Source organism: Secundilactobacillus kimchicus JCM 15530, from assembly GCF_001433995.1.
Taxonomy (GTDB): domain Bacteria; phylum Bacillota; class Bacilli; order Lactobacillales; family Lactobacillaceae; genus Secundilactobacillus; species Secundilactobacillus kimchicus.
The window spans coordinates 278,975-300,689 of record NZ_AZCX01000002.1; the positions used below are offsets into that span (position 1 = coordinate 278,975).

Genomic DNA, 21,715 nt, shown 5'->3' on the forward strand with positions numbered 1-21,715 from the left:
ATAATGAGGTGGCAATATGGATAATCAAATCGAGTACGAGCGAATGATGAACGGCGAACTCTATCATCAGACCCCTGAGTTACTGGAGATGCGGATGAAGGCCAGAGACTTACTGTACGATTACAACCAACTCCATTACCGGGACTTGGATAGTCGAAAAAAGATCTTGAAGGCCCTATTAGGTCAAGTCGGGGAAAACTATTTTATTGAACTCCCCTTCCACTTGGATTACGGGTTCAACGTGAAGCTTGGCAATAACTTCTTTGCTAATGCTAACTTGATGCTGTTAGATACGGCTTCCATTGAATTTGGTGACGATGTTTTGGTGGCACCTAATGTCAGCATTTACACGGCGGGGCACGCGTTAGATCCAGAGCTACGCCTTCGGACGGGGGCGGAGTATGCGTTCCCGGTTAAAATTGGGAACAACGTGTGGATTGGCGGTAGCGTGACGATTTGCCCAGGCGTTACCATTGGTGATAACAGTGTGATCGGTGCGGGTTCGGTTGTCACCAAGTCAATTCCGGCCGACTCTTTGGCCTACGGAAATCCGGCTAAGGTTGTTCGACAGTTTAACGATCATGACAAAGAATATTACTTTAAGCAACGAAAAGTGACACAAGAATATCTTGATAAGGTAAAAAACGGTGAAACCTTCCACCGTTAAACCATTTTGATAAACAGCATAGAGGCCCCGGAACGACTGAAAGACTTGGCGTTCTGGGGCCTTTTTAGGTTTGATTGGTAACTTAGACTGGTGAATGCTGTATACACCATGTTAAACTGAACTATCGGGCATTGCCCAGTATCTTAGATGAGGAAGTCTTAAAATGCCAATTCCTAAAACTAAAATAATTGAAAAAGAAACCAGTAAGGATAAGGCCTATCGCCAAATTCGTGACTGGATTATTGACGGGACGTTGGAACCCAATGAAAAACTGGCGGAAACGTCACTGGCGCAAGCCGTGGGCATCAGCCGGACGCCGGTACGGGAAGCATTGTTGAAACTTAATGAGGTTGGGTTTGTGATCTTAGCTACGGGGAAAATGACGCGGGTCGCCCCATTAGATGCCTCTGAAACAGCTAACCTATTTTTGACCATGTCATCCCTAGAAGGGATTGCCGCTGCTCAGGCGGTGGGGCAGTTAAAAGCGGCTGATTTGGATCGGCTAACGAAACGTCAGGCTGCTTATGAAAAGGCCGTCACAGGCGGCCATTGGCAACAAATCTTTAAAGCTGACCGAGCGTTTCACGAGGTGATCTTGCAAGTGGCCGATAATCCGTACGTCACGCAGTTTTCCAATCAGTTATACGGGCATATTCTGCGCGTTGAAACGCACTACTTGGCCCAGCAAAGTGGCCAATTGGTTCTTGACGACCGCCATCACGATGTCTTAACGGCTATGAAAAATGGGGTAGCGTTAGATGCTAAAGCGGCCATTGAATCTGACTGGCTCGCGGTCATGGCCCAGGTTCAATCGGTCGCAACGACGGTGTCAGAATAAAGCAGGAGGGGTATTATGTTTGCCATTATTGTGGGCCTTGCCATTGGATTTGGGGTGCCGCTTCAAACCAGTATTAATTCCCGGTTGCGAGACGCCTTTGGCTCGCCGTTTGTATCCTCGTTCTTGTCATTTTTAATTGGCACTATTTTCTTGGCCATCGTCACGGTGGCAACTGGAGCAAGCCTTGGGGTAAGTGGCGCGATATTGACACAACAACCGGCTTGGCTGTGGCTTGGTGGGGTGTTTGGGGTGATTTACTTGACGTCTAACATCTTGTTGTTCCCCAAGCTTGGTAGTGTTCAAACCGTCATCTTTCCCGTGCTGGGGCAGATTTTGATGGGTTTGTTGATTGACAATTTTGGTTGGTTTCATGCAAGGGTTCAAGCGCTGTCCGCCGTTCGGGGAATTGGCGCCATGTTGGTGGTTATTGGGGTCTTGGTGACGGTTGCCTTACCTGGTTATTTGGCCCGGCGTGCTGATAAGCTTGGGGAGAACGGCCGGCTTCACGGCCGACCAGAAGCCAGTCTGTGGTTTTGGCGGTTATGGGGAATCTTTTCGGGGATGCTCAGTGCCAGTCAGACTGCTATTAACGGTGACCTAGGCCTTGTCCTGCACTCCGCAGTCAAAGCGGCGCTTATCTCGTTTTTAATTGGGACGGTACTGTTGGCCCTGATTGTGATCGGCCAGCATCCCCGCTTAACTTATCGTGAAACCGTTCCGGTTCATCGATGGTGGATGTGGCTAGGGGGGTTCATCGGCGCCTTTTTCGTGTTGGGAAATGCCTACCTCGCACCAACCATCGGAACCGGCCTAGCCGTGGTCATTGTGTTGATTGGGCTAATGACCGGGAGTTTATTGGTCGATCAATTTGGGTGGCTTGGGGCCAAGCGCAATCCCATTACCGGCCTGCAAATTCTTGGCTTACTCGTGATGGTCGGCGGTGTGGTCTTGATCCGGCTAATCTAATAAGAAATCGTTGTGACTCCACATCAAAAAATCGCGCTAGACTGCAACCAAGTCTAGCGCGATTTTTTAGTGAATCAGTCGTTTGAAGTTCAGCGATGGTCCGCCGTATAGATGAGCGACCAATTGGGATGAACAATGTGATTTATGGTAACCGGAAAATAGGCAAAACGGTAGTCGTGGCTTTTGACCAGATCAATGCCTTGGGGATGGTTGGTTGGATTGAGAATGTTGACGGTGTAACGTCCTGCTGGCATGGCGGGGGCCATGAGGTTAGGTCCCTTCAAGTGAAGCGGGAGGTTGACGCCGTTAGGTCCCGTTATATTGGCTAGCAGGGCGGCGTGAGGTGGCGCTTGAATCACGATTCCGGACACGGCTTGATTGAATTTGATGGTTTGATGGAGCTGAGCGTGAGGGACCATAAGCTGAGGATGTGCCCCATACTGAGCGGAAAGTTGACTGCGTTGAGCCGCCACAATTTGCGGTTGGCGGCTGGTCGCGCTGGTCCATGGGCTGGCTCCAATGACGCAAGCGAGGGCAGTGGTGCTTAGCCAAATCGCTGATTTTTGCGGGTGAGGCGTTAAACGAGCCGGCGAGTCCGGCGCCGCCGCATTCAATAACAATAAAAGTGGGGTCAGAACTTGCCCATAACGGCCACTAACTTCCCAAAGTAGGCTGTGAAAGGCGAGGTAACCCAGCGCGGTTAAAATAGCAAGAAGACTAACAAAATAGTGGGGTGCAGCGGGGACAAACGCGGTTTTGAATAATTTTTGGCTGGTAGCCAGCAGGAGGCTGATGGTCGCGAGTTGAAAGAGGAGCGCCCCAAAAGTCTGCCAGAAGGTGAGTGTGGGTCGGCTCAGCGGAGGCGCTTCACGAAGGCCGCCATTGTACCAGTCTTGAATGCTGTCGACGTGCAGCAGCGTGCCAATTTTAATCACCACCAACTTGATCCACCCAATTGGGCCAAGGGCGTGAAGAGTTTGATTAATGACGCGTTGATCATTTTCAGCCCGCGCCGCTTTATTCGGAAGCTGCGCTTGGTGGCGGACAAAGCGGGCGTTGTACGATCCAAATCGGTCTGGCTGGAGACCCATCGCAATCCATGACGTCACTGGGAATTCATAACGGTCATTTGGCTTAAAATGACTCTGGTGTTGAGCAATGGCAACAAACGGGACGCTGAGTGCCATGCCGATTAAGAGCGTAGCAAGGGGCAAGATGAACGGCTTGATGAGGTGCCGGTGGTGGCGAGCAGCGATTAAAACGGTGAGTAGCGTGGCTGGGACCATGACGATCATGTTGGCGCGCAAAGCTTCACCTAAGAGTCCCAGTCCAACAAGACCAAAGCCTGCCCACCACTTTTGCGACCGGCTTTTGCTGGGCCAACGATAGAGGATTCGAAATAGGCACAATAAAATGACCATCGCCGGTAAATCAGTATAGTAAACCTGGAGAAAGTAGGTGTAGGCGAACGGCGTTAGAACGAAAAAGCCCAGCGCCCCAAGAATGATGCTGGGACGCTTGGTTAACTGGCGGATCGTGGTGAGTGTTAAGCCAACGAAACCGTCTAAGGTAAGTAACGAGAGCAAGTGAACGCCGGTCAGCGTCGTGAGGTGCAAGCCGTTGGTCAGCCGAAACCAAAGGGACAGTAGGTACGTCACCGGGACGTTATTAGGATAACGCCAAAAGTAATTGCTGGTGACGTGATAATCGCCATTGCTCATTTGTTCAGCCCTCAAAAGCACCCGGATGGGGTCGTGGTAAACGGTGACGGGAAGCCAAGTGAGTATGGCCAGTTGACCGAGCAGCATGAGGGTGAGTCCAGCGATAATCAGCCAACGCAACTGGATTGGTGAAATGCGCTGAAACAGTTGGGTGATCGGTCGTTGACCTATCGTAATAGCAATGCTGGCCACGACCATGAACCCCCAAATTGCGGGATGATATTGATTAAATAGGTTGCCAACCGCGCCGATGATTAAGCAGCCTGCTAGGATGAGTTGAAGAGTTGCAAAGTGGTGTCGCTCAAATAATTGCATGGTGCCTCCTAGATCTGAAAAAGGTCGTTAAAATTGTTGACTCAATAACGGTTATAGTGGTTGTTGGCCGATGATGGGGCATTACATCAGACGGTCCGATCAGACCACGACCGGTTAACACTTAAGACTATACGCTAACCGGCTAAAATCCACTACTGGAGCCCCTAACTTTCAGTGAAAACAACGTACGTTTTTTACCGCAAAATAAGGGCCGCGGCCTGCTTGAACTAGTGTTTTGGCGTATAATGAGAATAGTTTAATAAATCGGAGGGAACGACATGACAGAATTGACGCACTTTTATGACTTATTCAAGCCTTCGCACTACGCTATTGCGCTTGATATTGACCGTGAAAAGAAACTAATCAGTGGTCAGACGACGATTGACGGCACAGCAACTCAGGCTGCCATCTCCATTCACCAAAAGGACCTCGCCATTGAGACGGTTCAAGCAAACGGTGAGACGGTGCCATTTACCGTTGATAATGCTGCTGATGCCATTAATATCAGTCTTAAAGCAGCAGGGGACGTCACACTTGCCATTACCTACACGGCGCCGCTGACGGATTCAATGATGGGCATTTATCCGTCCTACTACGAAGTGGCGGGTCAAAGAAAGCAATTGATTGGGACGCAATTTGAGACTAATTTTGCTCGGCAGGCCTTTCCTGGCGTTGACGAACCGGAAGCTAAGGCGACGTTTGACCTAGCCGTCAAGTTCGATGAACAACCAGGTGAAACCATTATTGCTAACATGCCGGAAGAACGGGTAGTAGACGGTTATCACTACTTTGCGACAACGGTACGGATGTCGACGTACCTCATCGCCTTTGCGTTTGGTGACCTGCAAAGCAAGCTGACGACGACTAAGAGCGGGGTTCAGGTTGGCGTGTTTGCCACAAAGGCTCACCAGCCCAAGGAGTTGGATTTCGCTTTAGACATCGCAAAACGGTCCATTGAATTTTATGAAGACTTTTACCAAACGCCATATCCGTTACCGCATTCGTGGCAGTTAGCGCTGCCCGACTTTTCAGCGGGTGCCATGGAAAACTGGGGACTGGTCACATATCGGGAAGCGTATCTGACCCTCGATCCAGACAATACAGCGTTGGATACTAAGCAGCTTGTAGCCACAGTTATTGCCCATGAACTGGCCCACCAATGGTTTGGGGACCTTGTCACGATGAAGTGGTGGGACGACCTATGGTTAAATGAAAGCTTTGCTAACATGATGGAGTACGTGGCCATTGACGCGATTGAACCTGATTGGCATATTTGGGAACTTTTCCAAACTTCTGACGTGCCAGCAGCGTTGTCGCGTGATGCGACAGACGGGGTTCAATCGGTCCACGTTCAAGTTGAGAATCCGGCAGAAATCGACGCGTTGTTTGACGCAGCAATTGTTTACGCGAAGGGTGCTCGAATGCTGGTGATGGTCCGGGCACTCATCGGCGATAACGCGCTCCGGCAGGGCTTGAAAGCCTACTTTGAGGCGCACCAGTACGGCAACGCAACCGGCGCGGACCTATGGGCAGCCTTAGGCGAGGCGGCTAAAATGGACGTGGGTGCAATGATGCAGTCGTGGCTGGAACAACCTGGCTATCCGGTGGTGACGGCCAGCGTGATTGACGGTCAATTGACGCTGAAGCAAGCCCAATTCTTCATCGGCGATGGGCAAGCTACCGGTCGCCAATGGCAGATTCCGTTAAACAGTAACTATTCGGCGGTTCCTGCCATTATGAAGGATCAAGCGGTCGTTCTTGGTAACTACGATGATTTACGCACCGCGGCGGGTGAACCGTTCCGATTAAACGTGGGGAACAACTCGCATTTTATCGTGAAGTACGATCAACAGTTACTTGATGACATCACCAGTCATGCGGAAGAGCTGGATGCAATTTCAAAATTACAGTTGCTCCAAGATCTGCGGTTGTTGGCCGAGGGCAATCAACTGTCATATGCGGAAGTTGTGCCATTACTGACCCAGTTTGCTGACGACCCAGCGACCGTTGTTAATGCTGCCCTGTACCGGGTAGCAGGCGATTTGAAGCGCTTTGTGACCCCTGATTCGGCTGATGAAACGGCCTTGAAGCAACTTTACAACAAGTTAAGTCAGACCCAAGTGGCGCGGTTGGGATGGACCCCTAAGAAGGGTGAGGCTAATGACGACCAGTTGACCCGGCCATACGTGTTGAGCGCAAGTCTGTATGCCGAAAATGAGGCAGCGATTACGACTGCTCACCAGTTATTCACCGCCAATCAGGACCGATTAGCAACCCTCCCAGCGGATACGCGGGTGTTTATTTTGACGAATGAAGTTAAGCACTTTGGCAGCCAAGCCCTGTTTGATGAGTTGCTTGAGGCGTACCGTCAAACTTCAGATGCAAGTTATAAAGCTGATATTCGCGCCGCACTGACAAGTACCCCCGACCCTGAATTGATTCGGCAAATCGTTGCCCAATTTGAAAATGCTGACACCATTAAGCCGCAAGATTTGCGCGGATGGTTCCGTGGCGTTCTGGCCAACGATAAGGGTCAACAAGTCGCTTGGGATTGGATTCGTAACGACTGGCAGTGGCTGGAAGACACGGTTGGCGGTGATATGGAATTCACAACTTATATCACCGTGATTACTGGAATCTTCAAGACGGCTGAGCGCTTAGCTGAATTCAAAGCCTTCTTTGAACCGAAACTGAACACCCCCGGGTTGACCCGAGAAATTAAGATGGATATTCGCGTGATTGAAACGAGAGTGGCGTTGATTAATTCGGAGAAAGCGGCCGTTAATGAAGCCGTTCAAGCCGCAATTCAATAGGAAACCCAAAAACACCAGCTAAGCTGGTGTTTTTTTAGGGCAATCACTAATTGTTAGTGACGGAGATGATGGTTAAACTGGCAAGGTAAATAACTTGGGTAAGGGAAGGAAAACCATGATGAAAACGTCTTTGAAACGACTCTCGGTGATAGGCGCAAGTTTGTTGGCTTTAGTGACGCTTGCGACGGGATGTGGTAGTCAAAATAAGCAGTCATCGAGCGAAACTCGGACTGTAACAGATATGAGCGGAACGCAAGTGAAGATTCCCAAAAAGGTCAACCACGTCGCTGACATGTGGCACGCCAACAACCAAGTGGTGATGCTATTAGGTGGCCAAAAGAAACTGGTTGCAACGACTCAAATGATTCAGTCACAACCATGGTTTAGGACGGTGTATCCGGCCATTAAAAAGGTCAGCGCACCGCTTTCGGGTATGGATATTCAGGTTGAACAATTGCTGAAAACAAAACCAGACGTGGTGATTTCATCCGATCCTGGTCAGATAAAAACGGCGCGGGAAGCTAAGTTACCAACCGTTAATGCGATGTACCAAGATTTTGCCGGCCTACGAAAATCGGTTAATTTAACGGCTGACGTTCTGGGCGGTAAAGCGCCAGAAATTGCGCAGGACTACCAAAAGACGTTGACTCATAATTTGACCTTCGTCAAAGAACAGCTAAAGGGAATCGCAACGAAGCCGAAGGTGCTCCATATTGTTGACAGCACCAACCTTAATCAAGTTGATGGCCGAAAGACAATCGTTGATGAGTGGATTCGGGCTGCCGGTGGTCAAAATGCGCTTTCGCAGAAGGGTAACATGATCAGTGTCACCACGGAACAGCTAGCAAAAGCTAATCCAGATGTGATTATTGTGGGCAGTGCCACGGATGCAGCCGCTTTAAAGGCACTGAAGAAAAATCCCGTTTTGAGCCAACTTAAAGCGGTGAAAACCGGCCGAGTTTACGGGAATCCTCAAGGCACATTTCCGTGGGATCGGTATAGTGCCGAAGAAGCGCTTCAGGTATTGTGGGCAGCCCAAAAGTTACATCCGGACCAGTTCAAATCACTTAATATGGTTAAGAAAACCCAGGCGTTTTATCAGCAATATTACAACTATCAGTTGACCACCCAGCAGGCTCAGCGCATCTTACGAGGCCAATTGCCAGCTTAGTGGTACTCAAGAAGCGTGGACTTCGGCTGCTCATCACCGTTGTTGACGCTTTTTATGTGGTGATCAGGCTAGATGAGGCGTCGGCCAGACCGTCATCGCACCCGCTAAACGTGTTCAACAAGGCAAATTGCTAACGTAGAAGGGAAAAACTCACAAAATCCAGACCCGGGATTTTCCGAGTTTCTGTCTTCTGCACTGCAATTTAACCGCCTTGTCGCACCCGCTAAACGTGTTCAACAAGGCAAATTGCTAACGTAGAAGGGAAAAACTCACAAAATCCAGACCCGGGATTTTCCGAGTTTCTGTCTTCTGCACTGCAATTTAACCGCCTTGTCGCACCCGCTAAACGTGTTCAACAAGGCAAATTGCTAACGTAGAAGGGAAAAACTCACAAAATCCAGACCCGGGATTTTCCGAGTTTCTGTCTTCTGCACTGCAATTTAACCGCCTTGTCGCACCCGCTAAACGTGTTCAACAAGGCAAATTGCTAACGTAGAAGGGAAAAACTCACAAAATCCAGACCCGGGATTTTCCGAGTTTCTGTCTTCTACACCGCTATTTAACCGCCTTGTCGCACCCTCTAAACGTGTTCAACAAGGCAAATTGCTAACGTAGAAGGGAAAAACTCACAAAATCCAGACCCGGGATTTTCCGAGTTCCCCCCTTCTACACCGCAATTTAACCGCCTTGTTTCACACTCTGTACTTGTGCTACACTCGTTCTTGGACATTTGAAAGGCGGAGAAGACACTTGATTACACTTAAATCAGAACGTGAAATTGAAGGGATGGCCCATTCTGGTGCTATTCTAGCTGGTATGTTAAAAGGGTTGACCGACGTGATTAAGCCAGGTATTTCAAGCTGGGAAATTGAAACTTACGCGATTAATTACTTTGACGCTCATGACGCGGTTGCCGAAGAAAAAAACGTTGATGGCTATAACTATGCCACCTGTGTTTCGGTTAACGACGAGGTTGCACACGCCGCACCCCGGAAGGCGTTGATTTTACACGAAGGCGACATCGTTGCGGTTGATACGGTGGTGAACTGGCACGGCTACATGTCCGATGCATGCTGGACGTATCCGGTTGGAACGATTAGTGACGAACGCAAACGGCTGATTGAAATGACTCAAAAATCGCTGTACTTGGGAATTGACCAAGCAGTGGTCGGCAATCGGTTAGGGGATATTGGATATGCCATTCAACACTACACGGAAGATGAGAATGGTCTCGGCGATGTTCGTGAATTAATTGGCCACGGTATCCAGCCGTCGATGCACGAAGCGCCGGATGTTCCGGCATATGGTCGCGCCGGTCATGGCCTCCGACTTAAAGCGGGCATGACTATCACCATTGAACCGATGATTACCACCGGTGGCTGGGAGATTCGGGCCGTCGACATGCCCGGTGAAGACTGGGAGTACTACGTGACTGCTGACGGTTCAGATTGTGCGCAGTTTGAGCATACAATCGTCATCACGGAAGATGGGCCTAAAATCCTGACGAGCGTGGATTCGGAGATGGATGCGAAGTATTTGCTATAAAAAAGGTTATGTTCAATTTTTGAACATAACCTTTTTTATATGCAAACTATTCGGAAAAAGCTTCTTTCCCTAATTCTTTAAGAGCTGACGGTAGAGCCACGAAATATCCCTTTTCTGTTTTTGTTAAATATCCTGATGAAACAAAATCTGCAATAACATAAAGCAGGTGTCGATAAGAAACGCCTAAGTATTGTGCGACTTGCGTGTGTTTTTCTTGATAATAATTGTCATGATTAGTCATAAGGATAAAGGCGGCAAGCCGTTGAGCCAAAGTAAACCCTTGATTTCGGGAGGCCGTTTTAATATTTCTAGCATTTTTATCAGCCAGGTACAAACAAATATTTTTCAAGAACGTGGCGTCACTAAGTAACGTTGATTTTAGTTTTTTGACCGGTAGTGCAAGACAATAACAATCATTAATCGTTTGTACACCAAAAGGAAGCCGCCCGGCATCGAATAGCTCCATTTCACCAATGAAACACGGTGCCATAAAAAAATCTATTAATGCAATTTTTCCATTGGCTAGTTCATCATACAATTTGGTCTTACCTTTTACGAGATAAAACAAGTATTGTGGTGTAATTCCATTTTGAACAATGTATTCACCTGATTGGAACATGAGCAACTCCGTGTCAGGGACAATATCGGTTGAAAATAAATTTGCGAATTTTGTTTTCTCTAATAATTGTGTTTTAAGTCTATTATCTGTAATAGTTTGCATTTTATGACCTCAAGTATGAGATTTCTCATACATAGTGTAGGACAAGGGCCGTTATAATTCAACTTGTAAGTAAGGGCTTACATAATTATACGGAGGTGTCACTACAATGACAGCAAGAAAAATTATTTTAGATTGTGATCCAGGACATGACGATGCAATTGCAATGTTAATGGCGTACGCTCATCCTAAAATTGACTTATTGGGGATCACAATAGTGGCTGGTAACCAGACTTTGGCCAAAACGGTTACAAATGGGCTAAATGTTGCACAACTGCTCGATATGAATACAAAAGTATACCCGGGGATGCCTCAGCCGTTGGTTAGACAACAGGTGGTCGCGGGAAATGTTCATGGTACGACGGGCTTAGATGGTCCGGTTTTTAATGAATTAAAGCGTGAAGCAGAAAAGAAGAATGGCGTCCGATTTATTATTGACACATTGATGGCTAGCGATGGAGATGTGACGCTAGTGCCAACTGGGCCACTTACCAATATCGCAACAGCAATGCGAATGGAACCAAGAATTTTACCTAAAATACAAGAAATCGTCCTTATGGGGGGCGCTTACGGAACAGGCAATTTTACGCCGTCTGCTGAGTTTAATATTTTTGCGGATCCAGAAGCTGCTCAGGTCGTCTTTAAGGCAGGGGTTCCAATTGTCATGATGGGCCTAGATTTGACGAATCAGACAGTTTGCACGCAAGATGTTATTGAACGGATGGAAAAAATTGGAAATAAAGCTGGTAAATTATTTGGCGATTTGATGCGGTTCACACTAAAAACGCAGTTTGAAGAGTTTGGCCTTGAGGCAGGCCCAATTCACGATGCGACGACAATCGGATATTTGATTGATCCAACACTATTTAAAACGCAAGACATGTTTGTCGAAGTAGACATTAATCGTGGGCCTTGTTACGGGAGAACCGTCTGCGACGAATTGAACGTTTTAAAGAAACCCGCAAACGCTAAGGTTGGGCAAAAGGTAAATCGAGAGGTGTTCTTTGACCTTGTTGCTGAGTGCATTAAAGCATATTAAGTAGCCAGCACCAGTGGGAGGAGTGAGGCTAGATGTACCTCGTTATAAATTGTTTTGGTTTACTAGTATTCTTACTAATTGGATTTATTTTTTCTAAAAATAAAAAGCAAATTAACTGGCGTTCAATTGGCATTATGTTATTCATAAATTTAGTTTTAGCTTGGTTTTTTACTAGTTTCGAAGCGGGGCGAATAGCAGTTCAAGCCGCAGCAAACGGTTTTAACTGGCTGTTGGAAGTGTCCTATAAAGGAATTGTGTTTGCCTTGCCTAATTGGGTAACACCGGCATTTGGTGGGACAGCACAATCGATGAATTTTGTGACTAGTGCGCTGCTACCTGTATTATTAATCGTCCCGTTATTCGATATATTGACCTATGTAGGAATCTTACCTTGGATTATTAAGTGGATTGGTCGGGCGATGTCATTTGTGACCGGACAGCCAAGATTTGAATCATTTTTCGCTATTGAGATGATGTTTTTGGGGAATACTGAAGTACTCGCCATTTCTGGCAGGCAGTTACGTCAAATGAGAGCTGAACGTAACGTGACTCTAGCTATGATGTCAATGAGTTGCGTCACGGCTTCAATTTTGGGTGCTTATACTCAGATGGTTCCAGGCCAATTTGTTCTGACCGCTGTTCCCATTAACGTCATTAATGCGTTGATTGTGACAAATCTATTGAATCCGATTAAGGTAACCGCGGAGGAGGATACGATTGCGTCAGTTGAATCCATAGATAGTGGTAAACCCAAAAAAGAGCCGTTCTTCTCGTTTTTGGGTGATTCAATTCTGGGAGCTGGTCGCTTAATCTTAATCATTACAGCTAATGTTATTGCTTTTGTAGCTTTAGCCGCATTAGCGGATAAAATTTTAGGGTTAATTTGGCATCCACTATCATTGGAAAGCATATTGGGATGTATCATGTTTCCCTTTGCGTGGTTGTTAGGTTTTCCTGTCCATGAAGCGTGGACATTGTCTCAGGATATGGGATTAAAACTGGTGACTAATGAGTTCGTTGTGATGGGGCGAGTTGCTGGACACGTGATTAATGGCTACTCATCTCATTTACGGGCGGTTCTCACGGTCTTTTTAACCTCATTTGCTAATTTTGGCACAACTGGAATGATTATCGGCGCATTTAAAGGGTTGGTGGATAAACAGAAAAATGATCTGATTGCTAAGAATGTTGGTTATATGTTGCTATCCGGTATTTTGGTCTCGCTACTATCGGCGGGGCTGGTTGGCTTATTTGTTTGGTAAGTAAAATAACAAAACAAAACCCCGTTACGACGGACTCCCGTATCAGTGTGAGATCACTTATACTGAGGGAAGTCCCCGTAACGGGGTTTTACATAACACTTATTTTATTTATGTGTCCCTTGTTCTTCGATTTCTTCCAAGGTCCGGCCACGCGTTTCTGGAACGCGGGTCATAATGAAGATAACACCTAAGATACAAATAATTCCGAAGATTCCAAAGACAGCTTCTTGACTCATGTTGGCAGTCATGATTGGGAAGAGTAATCCAACTAACCATGAACCAATCCAGTTAAATGATGAAGCCAAACCGGATGCCCGGCCACGAATTTGAAGTGGGAAGATTTCCCCAACAAGAACCCATGTCAGTGGGGCCCAAGTGAATGAGTAGAAAGCCACGTAGATACATAGGAAGACAACGATCATCATTGGGTTCGTGTGTGGCATTAACCAGTTGATAACAGCTGGCAGTAAGAATGACAGACCCATGACCGAACCACCCATAATTAAGAGGGTCCGACGGTTGAACTTCTCAGCAATGACGATGTAAAGCAATGAACCAAGCACGAGGATAATCCCTTGAATGATTGGCCACATTAAAGCTGAACTAGCAGCACTACCAGTTGCTTTTTCAACGATCAGTGGAATGTAGTAGAAGATCGCGTTAGCACCTTGGAATTGTTGGAAAGCGGCAACGCCGACACCGGCAATGACCAAGTAACGGTACTTGCCTGAGAATAACGTCGCCCAAGACGTGGTCTTAGCAGCAACCGTTTCTTCTTTAGCCGTTTCTTGAATGTTGGCTAATTCGTCGTCGATAACAGTATCGTCTTTCCGAATGTAAGTTAACACTTTACGAGCTTCGTCAGGGTGGCCCGTTTTAACTAAGAACCGTGGTGATTCTGGAAGGCGCATAACCCCGAAGTACAAAATAATAGCAGGAACAGCAGCAAGCCCTAGCATCAAACGCCATGCGTAAGTTTCAGGCAAGTCCTTGAGCAAGAAGTCGACAATGTAGGAAAGTAACATCCCACTCACAATCATGGTTTGGTTCAAACCTGAAAGTGAGCCCCGTTTGTCGGCCGGCGCCATTTCGGACATATACGCTGGCACGAGCGCCGAAGCAGCCCCAACAGCTAACCCTAAGAACATCCGAACAATGATCAAATAAATTTGACCGTCATGCGGTGACATTGCTGATAATACAGACCCAATAACAAAAATGATTGCTGAAATCAAAATCATCTTCCGGCGGCCTAACCGGTCAGCTAATTGGCCAGCAATGGCACCACCGAAGATGGCCCCAAACATAACGGCACTGGTGATCCAACCAGTAACTCCTGCCGCATTTTGGAGTGCCCAATCATGTTGCAAGAACGGAAGGGCCCCCGTCATAACACCAATATCATAACCGAAAAGGATGCCGCCAAATGACCCGAAGAAGTATATGAAGCCACTTGGGATTTTCTTTTCTTTCTCCATCGTATTGCCTCCTAAAAATATAAATATCGCACCAAAGATCCACTTTGGTAACGCTATCAAAAACGGATAGTATGCGTTTGGTGAAATTGAGCTTAATAAATGAGCTATTTTTTCGACCGAGATAACGCTTACAAGAACTACTTTAAATTAATTGTCCGTATAAATCAAGATAAATCTGTATTTATGTTATCAATTTTTTAAAGAAAGGGAGGTTAACGACGAGGATTAACCGCTATTGACCATTGATATTGCGCGGTTTTGAGCATACCAGTGTCTGGTTACCAGTTTGTGTGAAAATGGCGACTTAATTTATCCGTATAAGTGTGATTCACAGTTTGCGCTTGGTGGGGATGGCGACTCAACAGGAGATTTGCTAAAATAAACTCAATAACAAAGCCTGGAGGTGGCTCGGTATGGTTCAGATTAAAGCGTCGCGAGCATTGGTCCGTGAATTGGCTCAGTGGGGGATTCAGCGGGTCTATGGGATTCCTGCGGATTCGTTAATCGACGGTTTTTCGGCGGAACGCCAATTAGTCGACTACGTGCAAGTTCGTCATGAAGAGGTGGCTGCGGTCGCGGCAGCGGCGGCGGGAAAGCTAACCGGTAAAATTGGCGTGGCCATGGCGTCGGTTGGGCCGGGGGCCACCCATTTGTTAAATGGCCTGTATGACGCCAAAATGGACCATACCCCAATGCTGGCCATCGTTAGTCAGGTGCCAACGACGATGATGGGCACTCATTATTTACAGGATATGGATGAAAATGAACTGTTCGCTAGTCTGGACACCTTTCACGCTCAAGTTTCTGATGCCCGTCAGATTCCGGGAACAGTTAGGGAAGCGATTGAGAAGGCTTATGCCACCCAGTCGCCTTCAATCGTGATTATTCCAGATGATTTAGCCGATCAAGAAATTAACTATCGGCCCGTTGACAAACGCCAGCACGTGGGGCAACCGCTAGCTGGCACGAATGACGAAGTGACGCAGACTCGCGCACTATTGGAAGCGGCCAAGCGCCCACTGCTATTTGTCGGTGCGGGAATTGCGCAGGCGCAAGAGGAAATGGTGGCCTTTGCCACTCGGTATCAGTTGCCCGTTGTTTCAACAGCACCAGCGGTGAGCTTGATTTCCAGTGACTTTGATCACTATCTTGGCGCGGTGGGCCGCATTGGCACGGCGCCAGCGTATGAGGCGGTTCAACTGGCGGATCTCATTGTCATGGTTGGGACTCAGTACCCGTTTGCCCGGTTTTTTCCAGAGCAGGTTAAGACGATTCAAGTTAACAACCACATCGCAGATCTTGGAAACCAAGTGGCGGCTGAACAGCTTGTGTTGGCGGATGCGGCGACGTACTTTAAACAGCTCAACGAATCTCAGCCCAGTCCTAAGCAGGCTGGGGCCTTTCTGGCGGCCTGCCAAACGGCGAAGCAAAACTGGCAGGACTACCTGAATCGGCGAGTCGAAAGGGCTACGGATTCGCTAACAGCTGAGGCTGTAATTGCGGGTCTTAATACGGTGATTGATCCGGGTGCTGTGTACGGTTTAGACGTTGGAAACAACACGGTTTGGTCGCTGCGACAACTGCGATTTGACCAGCACCAGCGTATGACGATGTCGGCGTGGTTTGGTACAATGGGCTATGGCCTAGCTGCGGGAATCGCCGCAAAGTTTGAGTATCCAGAGCGTCAAGTCGTGACGGTTTCAGGCGATGGTGGTTTTGCGATGGTTGTCCAAGATTTATTAACCCAAGTTCAGTACAGACTCCCAGTGTTGAACGTGATTTTAGAAAACGGGGGCTACGGTTTCATCCAACAGGAAAAACAAGCCGTTGGTGAAGGGGATTATGGCCTCCGATTTAATAATGCAAATTGGGCCGGGGTTGCTCAAAATATGGGAGCGGTCGGTCTCCGGGCAACAAACCCGACCGAATTGGCCGCCGCCTTGGCTCAGTACCGCACGTTAGTTGCCGCAAATGATCTTCGGCCGGTCGTTTTGGAAGCTGTTATTTCAGACGAGTTGCCGCTCGATACAAGCCGGATGATCTTGGACACTAGTCGTTACGGTCAAGCTGAAGTTCAGCAATACCGTGATAATCAGCAATTTGATGCGACGACGTATCCGTCATTGGCTGATTTGCTGGCCAACAATTTTTAAGTGATGAGGATGTAAAATGCAATTTAACTGGACGGTGACCGATGAGGCCATCAGTATCAAAAAATTTTTAGCCCAACGTGACATTAGTCACCGATTATTTGCCCAGCTAAAGGCCACTACTGGGGCGCTGACGGTCAATGGTCATTCAGCAGACCCCCAGATTGCACTAGGCGTAGGCGACGAGGTGACGGTTATTTTACCGCCGGAACCCAGTGACCCCAATGTTCCAATTAGCCACGAACCCCTTGAGTTAATCGATGAAACGGCTAACGATTTGGTAGTGGCCAAACCGGCCGGTCTGACGGTGGTGCCGGGACCTAGTAATCGGACGGACACCTTGGTTAACCGGGTCAAAGGTCGGTTAGCCGACGAGAATGCCACTTTTATGGTTCCCCACATTTTGACCCGATTAGATCGGGATACCAGCGGACTTGTGCTAGTTGCCAAGCACCGACTGGCGAATTCTTGGTACAGTCAACAAGCAACTGCTGGCACGCTACAAAAACGGTATTTGGCCGTAGTCAGTGGGATCTTAGCGGACGATCACGGGTTAATTGACCGCCCACTAAGACGCGCGAATGACGGGTTTAACCAGATTGTGAGTCCGGACGGAAAGCCCGCTCAGACTGAGTACTGGGTTCGCCAACGGGGGACAGCCGTGACTTTGGTCGAGGTCCAGCTACACACGGGCCGGACCCACCAGATTCGGGCGCACTTTGCTGCCATTGGCCATCCGCTATTAGGGGATGCGCTGTACGGCGGCCCCCTTGATCAGATTGACCGTCAGGCATTACATGCGTATGACTTGCGGTTCAGAGATCCACTAACTGACTCGGAGCGTACGTATGAGTTGCCGCTACCGGATGATCTGCAGCACCTTATCTGACGCTTCATGACAGTTATAAGCGTGACCATTATTTGAATTTTGATCAATCTAAAAGCCGGGAACCACTTGATTAATTCAAATGGTTCCCGACTTTTAGATTGATATAGTTGTTAACCGCGTTTGATTAATCGCGTGGGCAGTCGCATCATGGTTGGCTGGCTCGAACGCCCCTTAATCCGGTCAATGAGTAAATTGACCGCTTGATGACCCATTTGGTCGGTGGGCTGCTCAGCCGTTGTGACCGGCTGACTCAAGTAGTCGAACCAGACCACGTTGTCAAACGCCCCCAGCTTAATGTGCGTTAAATGGCGGGCTTCAATTTCTGCCAAAGCGGCTTGAATCAGCGTCACGTCCGCCGCAAACAAGCCGTCACACGCCTGATTAATGAGTAGTTGGCTCGTATGTTGCCGGGCCTTAGTTTGTTGAACATCGCTGAAGTAGACGATATCAGGATCGTAGGGCATGCCGTGGGCTTGTAAAGCCCGCAGATAACCTCGCAGTCGTTCCTGGCCAGCGGTTGAAACCCCGCTAGCAATCATGCCGATGCGGGTTGCGCCTTGGGCAATCAGTGTTTCCACAACAGCTTGAGCGCCGGCCGTATTATCGACTAAGAGGGTGTCATAGTCGTGGTCGGCCTGGCCACCAGGCTCGCGGTCGATAAAGACAGCGGGGTCCGGGCCCAAGAGGGCGTGGTAATCCGTGAGACGACTCGTACTAGCGATGATAAATCCAGCCACCATGTGACCTTGAAGCATTTGAATGGCCGCTTTTTCGTGGTCGGGGTTTTCGTCTGTGTTGGTGATGATAACCGAATAACCTTGGTCGGCGGCCGCTTCTTGAATGGCGCCAATGATAGCAGTAAAAAAAGCGTTCGTAACGCTCGAAATGACGACGCCAATCGTTTTAGATTGATTGGTGCGCATGCTTCTTGCTAAGATATTGGGCCGGTAGCCCATTTCGTGGATGATTGACTCAATTCGCTGTTTCGTTTCGGGTTTGACCAGCGGACTCCCGTTCATTGCCCGCGAAACGGTTGCTTCAGAGACCCCAGCTCGTTTAGCAACGGCTTTAATGGTCGGCTTATCAGTTGGATGGGCCATTTTGATTCCTCCCGTTCTTCACTAAAACCATTATACGGCAAGAATTAAATCTAAGGGTTTGCAAAGATTTAGACGTCAAAATAAGAATTTGTCTCATAAAGCGCTAAAGATGAGACAAAAAGGTTGCATTTTATTGTGATTTCGGTATCATGCAACATAACAAAGACTAAGGAGTGAATTTAGATGACAGGAAATGACGAGTCACAGCAGGCAATCGAAAAGATTTTGAACCAGATGGAAGAAAATCTGGTGGAATTATCTTGGTTTGACCGTGACTTGAAGGATGATCAATTTGCAGAACACATGGCTCAGGTCAAGGCATCCCTCAAGAAGGCCAAGGCTTCGTACGCCGATCAATTGGTCACCGAATAATATCACTTTCGACGCATCTGGCAGACACTTAGTATTGAACGATCGTAATCAAACGCAAGTGAGGCGGTTTCCGCTTCACTTTTTTTATGCGCTGAGGCAAAATAGACTAGAAACTGTTAGAAAATTGAGGAGGGATGACCTTGGAAACAACCAATCGCGTCACGTGTCTGGTGGATGGTGCATCGTTTACCATTGACGAGGGTTTATATCTAAAGGATTTGGCCCAACCGGTCCGGAACCGGATCAAGCGGGATTATCCCCGGGCTAAAAACACCGATTTTATTTGCAGTCACCATTTATTAAAGTACCGACTTGATAGTGTGGATGCGATGATTAATGCTGATTTGAAGCAAAGTCAAAAAATTGACCGAAAGCTGACTCGGGCCTTACAGAGCGATGATTACGAAATTACCGATGTTAACCAAACACTGAGTAAAAGCCTCACCATGGGTCAACGAATTTCAGATTCTGTCGCTCGGTTTGGTGGAAGTTGGGGATTCATTGGGTCGTTTTCATTTTTCTTAGTTGCTTGGATGATCATTAATGGGTTGCAGTTATTCGGAATCAAGTTTGATCCTTATCCGTTTATCCTGCTCAATCTATGTTTGAGTTGTATTGCGGCTCTTCAAGCGCCAATCATTATGATGAGTCAAAACCGGGCGGCCGATCGGGATCGAATGGACGCTGAAAATGACTATCACGTCAATCTGAAGTCCGAACATGAGTTACGTATTTTACACGCCAAGTTGGACCACTTATCACAAAACCAAATTCCCCACTCTCTTGAAATTGCCAAGTTGCAACTTGAAATTATGGGTGAAATGCGTCATGAGCTCAATGAACTGCGCGATTGGCAGGAAAAAACTGAAGCGGGGTCACACGAAAAGTAGTGTCTTTTTTTGACAAATTGCGCGGACTTCGGTATCCTCTTCCTTAACACGAATGGAGGATTTTTTGTGATTGTTTTACGTGAGGCCAAATCTGAGGACGCCCCCCAGATAGCCCCTTTAATTAATTTGATTTTTGACGAAATGCAACTTGAGGAACTGGAAGACGTTCCCGAACCCGATTTAGAGAAGGTCATCGCGATGGCGTACCGGACTCGTGCTTACTTGTCCGGAATCGCAAACACCGTGGTGGCCGAGGCCGATGGCCAAGTTGTCGGGGTCGCCTTCGGGTACCCCGGCGAAAACGAAGATCGGGTTGATGAAGTCCTGCGTCGGCTTTCAGATAAGAGCGCGGCTTTTGACCAACCATTTGAAGCAGAATCCGAAACGGATGGCAATGAATGGTATTTAGATTCTATAGCGGTTTCACCAGATTATCAGGGCCATGGGGTTGGCCGACAGTTGTTAAATGCACTGCCAAAAGTTGCCGCCAAAAATGATGAAAAAGTCATTGGCCTCAACGTGGACTTTGATAATCCAGGGGCCATGAAATTGTATGCTAGAAATGGTTATCAGGTGGTGGGAACCCGAATGATTGGGGACCACGCCTATTACCATATGCAACGGGATGTCCTGGAGCCAGCTCTAGCTCAAGCTTAAAATTGATAATGATAACGTAAAACGGTGTCACTGCAACCAGTTTGGGTTGCGGCAGACACCGTTTTTTAGTCGTCTTATTCGCTATAAATACTTTAATCCAAGGTTTTTAGTTTGCCTTTGAAGTCAGCAATGCTTGTATAGCCTTTGGTCGCCATTATCGCGCTGAGTTCTTGATTCAGCCGGTCAAAGAGCGGGGTCCCTTCAAATCCAAACTTGGAGCCAATCTGAACCATGTCAGCACCACATAAGAGGTGTTCAAAGACATCTTGGCCGTTGACCACGCCGCCCGTTCCAATGATGGCAATCGTGGGATTCAAACGGAGACGAAGTGCTCGAACATTAGCTAGGGCGATGGGCTTAATGCTGGCTCCACCAATCCCGCCAAACCCGCCCTTAGGTTTTAGAACAGCGGTTTCTGTTTCAGCATTAATAACCAAACCGTTTCCCACACTATTGATCGTGTTAACAAATGCTAAGGGGTAGCGGTTCAAAATAGCGGCTATCTGGTCGAAGTGGGCCATGTCAAAGTAGGGGGGTAACTTAACACCCAAAGGCTTCGTAAAGAAGTCAAAGACGGCGGTGAGGACCTCCTGAACCCGCCCAAAATCGTAGCCAACCTGGGGTTTACCAGGCACGTTAGGACATGATAAATTCAGTTCAGTGAACCCGTTAAAGGCACTGTCTTGAATGGTGTGAAGCATTTGAAGATTATCATCAAGAGTGATGCCGGCCACTGATAGGAAATTCATCCTATCTGGGCGCTTTTTTTGATCGGCTAACACGTAGTCCAAGTAGTAGTCTAACCCGTGATTAGGCAAGCCCATGGCATTAATGCTGCCATTGGGGAGACCCTTCATTCGGGGACTCGGATTCCCCACTCGCGGGTCCGGGGTCGCACTCTTTGTGACGTATGCGCCCGCATTTGAGGTAATCAAGTTGTCTAGGTCGTCAGTCGTGGCGCAGCGAATCCCCGCTGCGTTCATTGTGCACGCTGGAAATGTGTGGCCAGCAATGCTTGTGCTTAGTGATATCATCAAAAAGTCAGCTCCCTGTCTGAGGTTATTTTGTGAATCAAAGTCATTTTGTTTAGGGATACTTTACCCGTCAAAGTGAATTTCGTCAAC

General features: G+C 47.9%; 18 protein-coding genes. 13 read left to right on the forward strand and 5 right to left on the reverse strand.

The window, feature by feature from the left end:
* Positions 1-16: 16 nt before the first annotated feature.
* The 3 genes from FC96_RS03745 (at position 17) to FC96_RS03755 (ending at position 2,471) form a co-directional block, all read left to right on the forward strand.
* The gene (locus FC96_RS03745) at positions 17-667 is read left to right on the forward strand and encodes a sugar O-acetyltransferase (protein WP_235804714.1); all 651 of its coding nucleotides are present in this window, start codon (positions 17-19) and stop codon (positions 665-667) included.
* A 163-nt stretch (positions 668-830) separates the two neighbouring features.
* Positions 831-1,505 (forward strand): GntR family transcriptional regulator, encoded by a 675-nt coding sequence (locus tag FC96_RS03750; RefSeq protein ID WP_056942065.1) that lies wholly within the window; start codon positions 831-833, stop codon positions 1,503-1,505.
* A gap of 15 nt (positions 1,506-1,520) precedes the next feature.
* Positions 1,521-2,471 (forward strand): DMT family transporter, encoded by a 951-nt coding sequence (locus tag FC96_RS03755; protein WP_056942066.1) that lies wholly within the window; start codon positions 1,521-1,523, stop codon positions 2,469-2,471.
* An 89-nt stretch (positions 2,472-2,560) separates the two neighbouring features.
* Here the strand turns inward: FC96_RS03755 and FC96_RS03760 are convergent, their stop codons facing one another.
* Entirely contained in the window at positions 2,561-4,507 is a 1,947-nt protein-coding gene (locus FC96_RS03760) for a hypothetical protein (protein WP_056942067.1), read from the reverse strand.
* 278 nt (positions 4,508-4,785) lie between these two features.
* Here FC96_RS03760 and FC96_RS03765 point away from each other — a divergent pair, with 278 nt between their 5' ends.
* The 3 genes from FC96_RS03765 (at position 4,786) to map (ending at position 10,036) form a co-directional block, all read left to right on the forward strand.
* A complete protein-coding gene (locus FC96_RS03765; RefSeq protein ID WP_056942068.1) occupies positions 4,786-7,320 on the forward strand; it encodes a M1 family metallopeptidase in 2,535 nt (844 codons plus the stop codon).
* A 118-nt stretch (positions 7,321-7,438) separates the two neighbouring features.
* Entirely contained in the window at positions 7,439-8,491 is a 1,053-nt protein-coding gene (locus tag FC96_RS03770) for an ABC transporter substrate-binding protein (RefSeq protein WP_054659376.1), read from the forward strand.
* A 750-nt stretch (positions 8,492-9,241) separates the two neighbouring features.
* Positions 9,242-10,036: a type I methionyl aminopeptidase gene (gene map / locus FC96_RS03775; RefSeq protein WP_056942069.1), complete on the forward strand. Its 795-nt coding sequence runs from the start codon at positions 9,242-9,244 to the stop codon at positions 10,034-10,036.
* Positions 10,037-10,082: 46 nt separating this feature from the next.
* Here map and yeiL read toward each other — a convergent pair whose 3' ends face one another.
* Complete coding sequence (yeiL, locus tag FC96_RS03780) at positions 10,083-10,757, reverse strand: transcriptional regulator YeiL (RefSeq protein ID WP_056942070.1); 675 nt, start codon at positions 10,755-10,757, stop codon at positions 10,083-10,085.
* Positions 10,758-10,863: 106 nt separating this feature from the next.
* On the opposite strand from yeiL, the gene rihB reads away from it, so the two are divergent.
* Both rihB and FC96_RS03790 read left to right on the forward strand, forming a co-directional pair.
* Entirely contained in the window at positions 10,864-11,793 is a 930-nt protein-coding gene (gene rihB / locus FC96_RS03785) for a ribosylpyrimidine nucleosidase (protein WP_056942071.1), read from the forward strand.
* Positions 11,794-11,825: 32 nt separating this feature from the next.
* Positions 11,826-13,055, forward strand: coding sequence for a NupC/NupG family nucleoside CNT transporter (locus FC96_RS03790; protein ID WP_056942072.1), 1,230 nt, complete (start codon positions 11,826-11,828; stop codon positions 13,053-13,055).
* 104 nt (positions 13,056-13,159) lie between these two features.
* On the opposite strand, the gene FC96_RS03795 is transcribed toward FC96_RS03790, so the two are convergent.
* On the reverse strand, positions 13,160-14,533 hold the full coding sequence (locus FC96_RS03795; protein ID WP_054659377.1) for a sugar porter family MFS transporter: 1,374 nt from the start codon (positions 14,531-14,533) through the stop codon (positions 13,160-13,162).
* A 413-nt stretch (positions 14,534-14,946) separates the two neighbouring features.
* Here FC96_RS03795 and FC96_RS03800 point away from each other — a divergent pair, with 413 nt between their 5' ends.
* Positions 14,947-16,686: a thiamine pyrophosphate-dependent enzyme gene (locus tag FC96_RS03800; RefSeq protein ID WP_056942073.1), complete on the forward strand. Its 1,740-nt coding sequence runs from the start codon at positions 14,947-14,949 to the stop codon at positions 16,684-16,686.
* A 16-nt stretch (positions 16,687-16,702) separates the two neighbouring features.
* On the forward strand, positions 16,703-17,572 hold the full coding sequence (locus FC96_RS03805) for an RluA family pseudouridine synthase (protein ID WP_054659383.1): 870 nt from the start codon (positions 16,703-16,705) through the stop codon (positions 17,570-17,572).
* Between the two features lie 110 nt (positions 17,573-17,682).
* Here the strand turns inward: FC96_RS03805 and FC96_RS03810 are convergent, their stop codons facing one another.
* Entirely contained in the window at positions 17,683-18,672 is a 990-nt protein-coding gene (locus FC96_RS03810; RefSeq protein WP_056942074.1) for a LacI family DNA-binding transcriptional regulator, read from the reverse strand.
* A 183-nt stretch (positions 18,673-18,855) separates the two neighbouring features.
* Between FC96_RS03810 and FC96_RS03815 the strand changes: the two genes are divergently transcribed.
* The 3 genes from FC96_RS03815 (at position 18,856) to FC96_RS03825 (ending at position 20,591) form a co-directional block, all read left to right on the forward strand.
* A complete protein-coding gene (locus FC96_RS03815) occupies positions 18,856-19,044 on the forward strand; it encodes a hypothetical protein (protein WP_056942075.1) in 189 nt (62 codons plus the stop codon).
* Between the two features lie 134 nt (positions 19,045-19,178).
* Positions 19,179-19,934 (forward strand): DUF1003 domain-containing protein, encoded by a 756-nt coding sequence (locus FC96_RS03820; protein ID WP_056942076.1) that lies wholly within the window; start codon positions 19,179-19,181, stop codon positions 19,932-19,934.
* Positions 19,935-20,000: 66 nt separating this feature from the next.
* Complete coding sequence (locus tag FC96_RS03825) at positions 20,001-20,591, forward strand: GNAT family N-acetyltransferase (RefSeq protein ID WP_056942077.1); 591 nt, start codon at positions 20,001-20,003, stop codon at positions 20,589-20,591.
* A gap of 92 nt (positions 20,592-20,683) precedes the next feature.
* On the opposite strand, the gene FC96_RS03830 is transcribed toward FC96_RS03825, so the two are convergent.
* Positions 20,684-21,625 carry a dihydroorotate oxidase gene (locus FC96_RS03830; protein ID WP_056942172.1) on the reverse strand — a complete coding sequence of 314 codons (942 nt, stop codon included), beginning with the start codon at positions 21,623-21,625 and terminating at the stop codon, positions 20,684-20,686.
* Between the last annotated feature and the right edge of the window lie 90 nt (positions 21,626-21,715).

Coding starts and splice junctions, on each gene's coding strand:
- FC96_RS03745 (WP_235804714.1), top strand. CDS start 17: ATGGATAATCAAATCGAGTACGAGCGAATGATGAACGGCGAACTCTAT.
- FC96_RS03750 (WP_056942065.1), top strand. CDS start 831: ATGCCAATTCCTAAAACTAAAATAATTGAAAAAGAAACCAGTAAGGAT.
- FC96_RS03755 (WP_056942066.1), top strand. CDS start 1,521: ATGTTTGCCATTATTGTGGGCCTTGCCATTGGATTTGGGGTGCCGCTT.
- FC96_RS03760 (WP_056942067.1), bottom strand. CDS start 4,507: ATGCAATTATTTGAGCGACACCACTTTGCAACTCTTCAACTCATCCTA.
- FC96_RS03765 (WP_056942068.1), top strand. CDS start 4,786: ATGACAGAATTGACGCACTTTTATGACTTATTCAAGCCTTCGCACTAC.
- FC96_RS03770 (WP_054659376.1), top strand. CDS start 7,439: ATGAAAACGTCTTTGAAACGACTCTCGGTGATAGGCGCAAGTTTGTTG.
- yeiL (WP_056942070.1), bottom strand. CDS start 10,757: ATGCAAACTATTACAGATAATAGACTTAAAACACAATTATTAGAGAAA.
- rihB (WP_056942071.1), top strand. CDS start 10,864: ATGACAGCAAGAAAAATTATTTTAGATTGTGATCCAGGACATGACGAT.
- FC96_RS03790 (WP_056942072.1), top strand. CDS start 11,826: ATGTACCTCGTTATAAATTGTTTTGGTTTACTAGTATTCTTACTAATT.
- FC96_RS03795 (WP_054659377.1), bottom strand. CDS start 14,533: ATGGAGAAAGAAAAGAAAATCCCAAGTGGCTTCATATACTTCTTCGGG.
- FC96_RS03800 (WP_056942073.1), top strand. CDS start 14,947: ATGGTTCAGATTAAAGCGTCGCGAGCATTGGTCCGTGAATTGGCTCAG.
- FC96_RS03805 (WP_054659383.1), top strand. CDS start 16,703: ATGCAATTTAACTGGACGGTGACCGATGAGGCCATCAGTATCAAAAAA.
- FC96_RS03810 (WP_056942074.1), bottom strand. CDS start 18,672: ATGGCCCATCCAACTGATAAGCCGACCATTAAAGCCGTTGCTAAACGA.
- FC96_RS03815 (WP_056942075.1), top strand. CDS start 18,856: ATGACAGGAAATGACGAGTCACAGCAGGCAATCGAAAAGATTTTGAAC.
- FC96_RS03820 (WP_056942076.1), top strand. CDS start 19,179: ATGACCTTGGAAACAACCAATCGCGTCACGTGTCTGGTGGATGGTGCA.
- FC96_RS03830 (WP_056942172.1), bottom strand. CDS start 21,625: ATGATATCACTAAGCACAAGCATTGCTGGCCACACATTTCCAGCGTGC.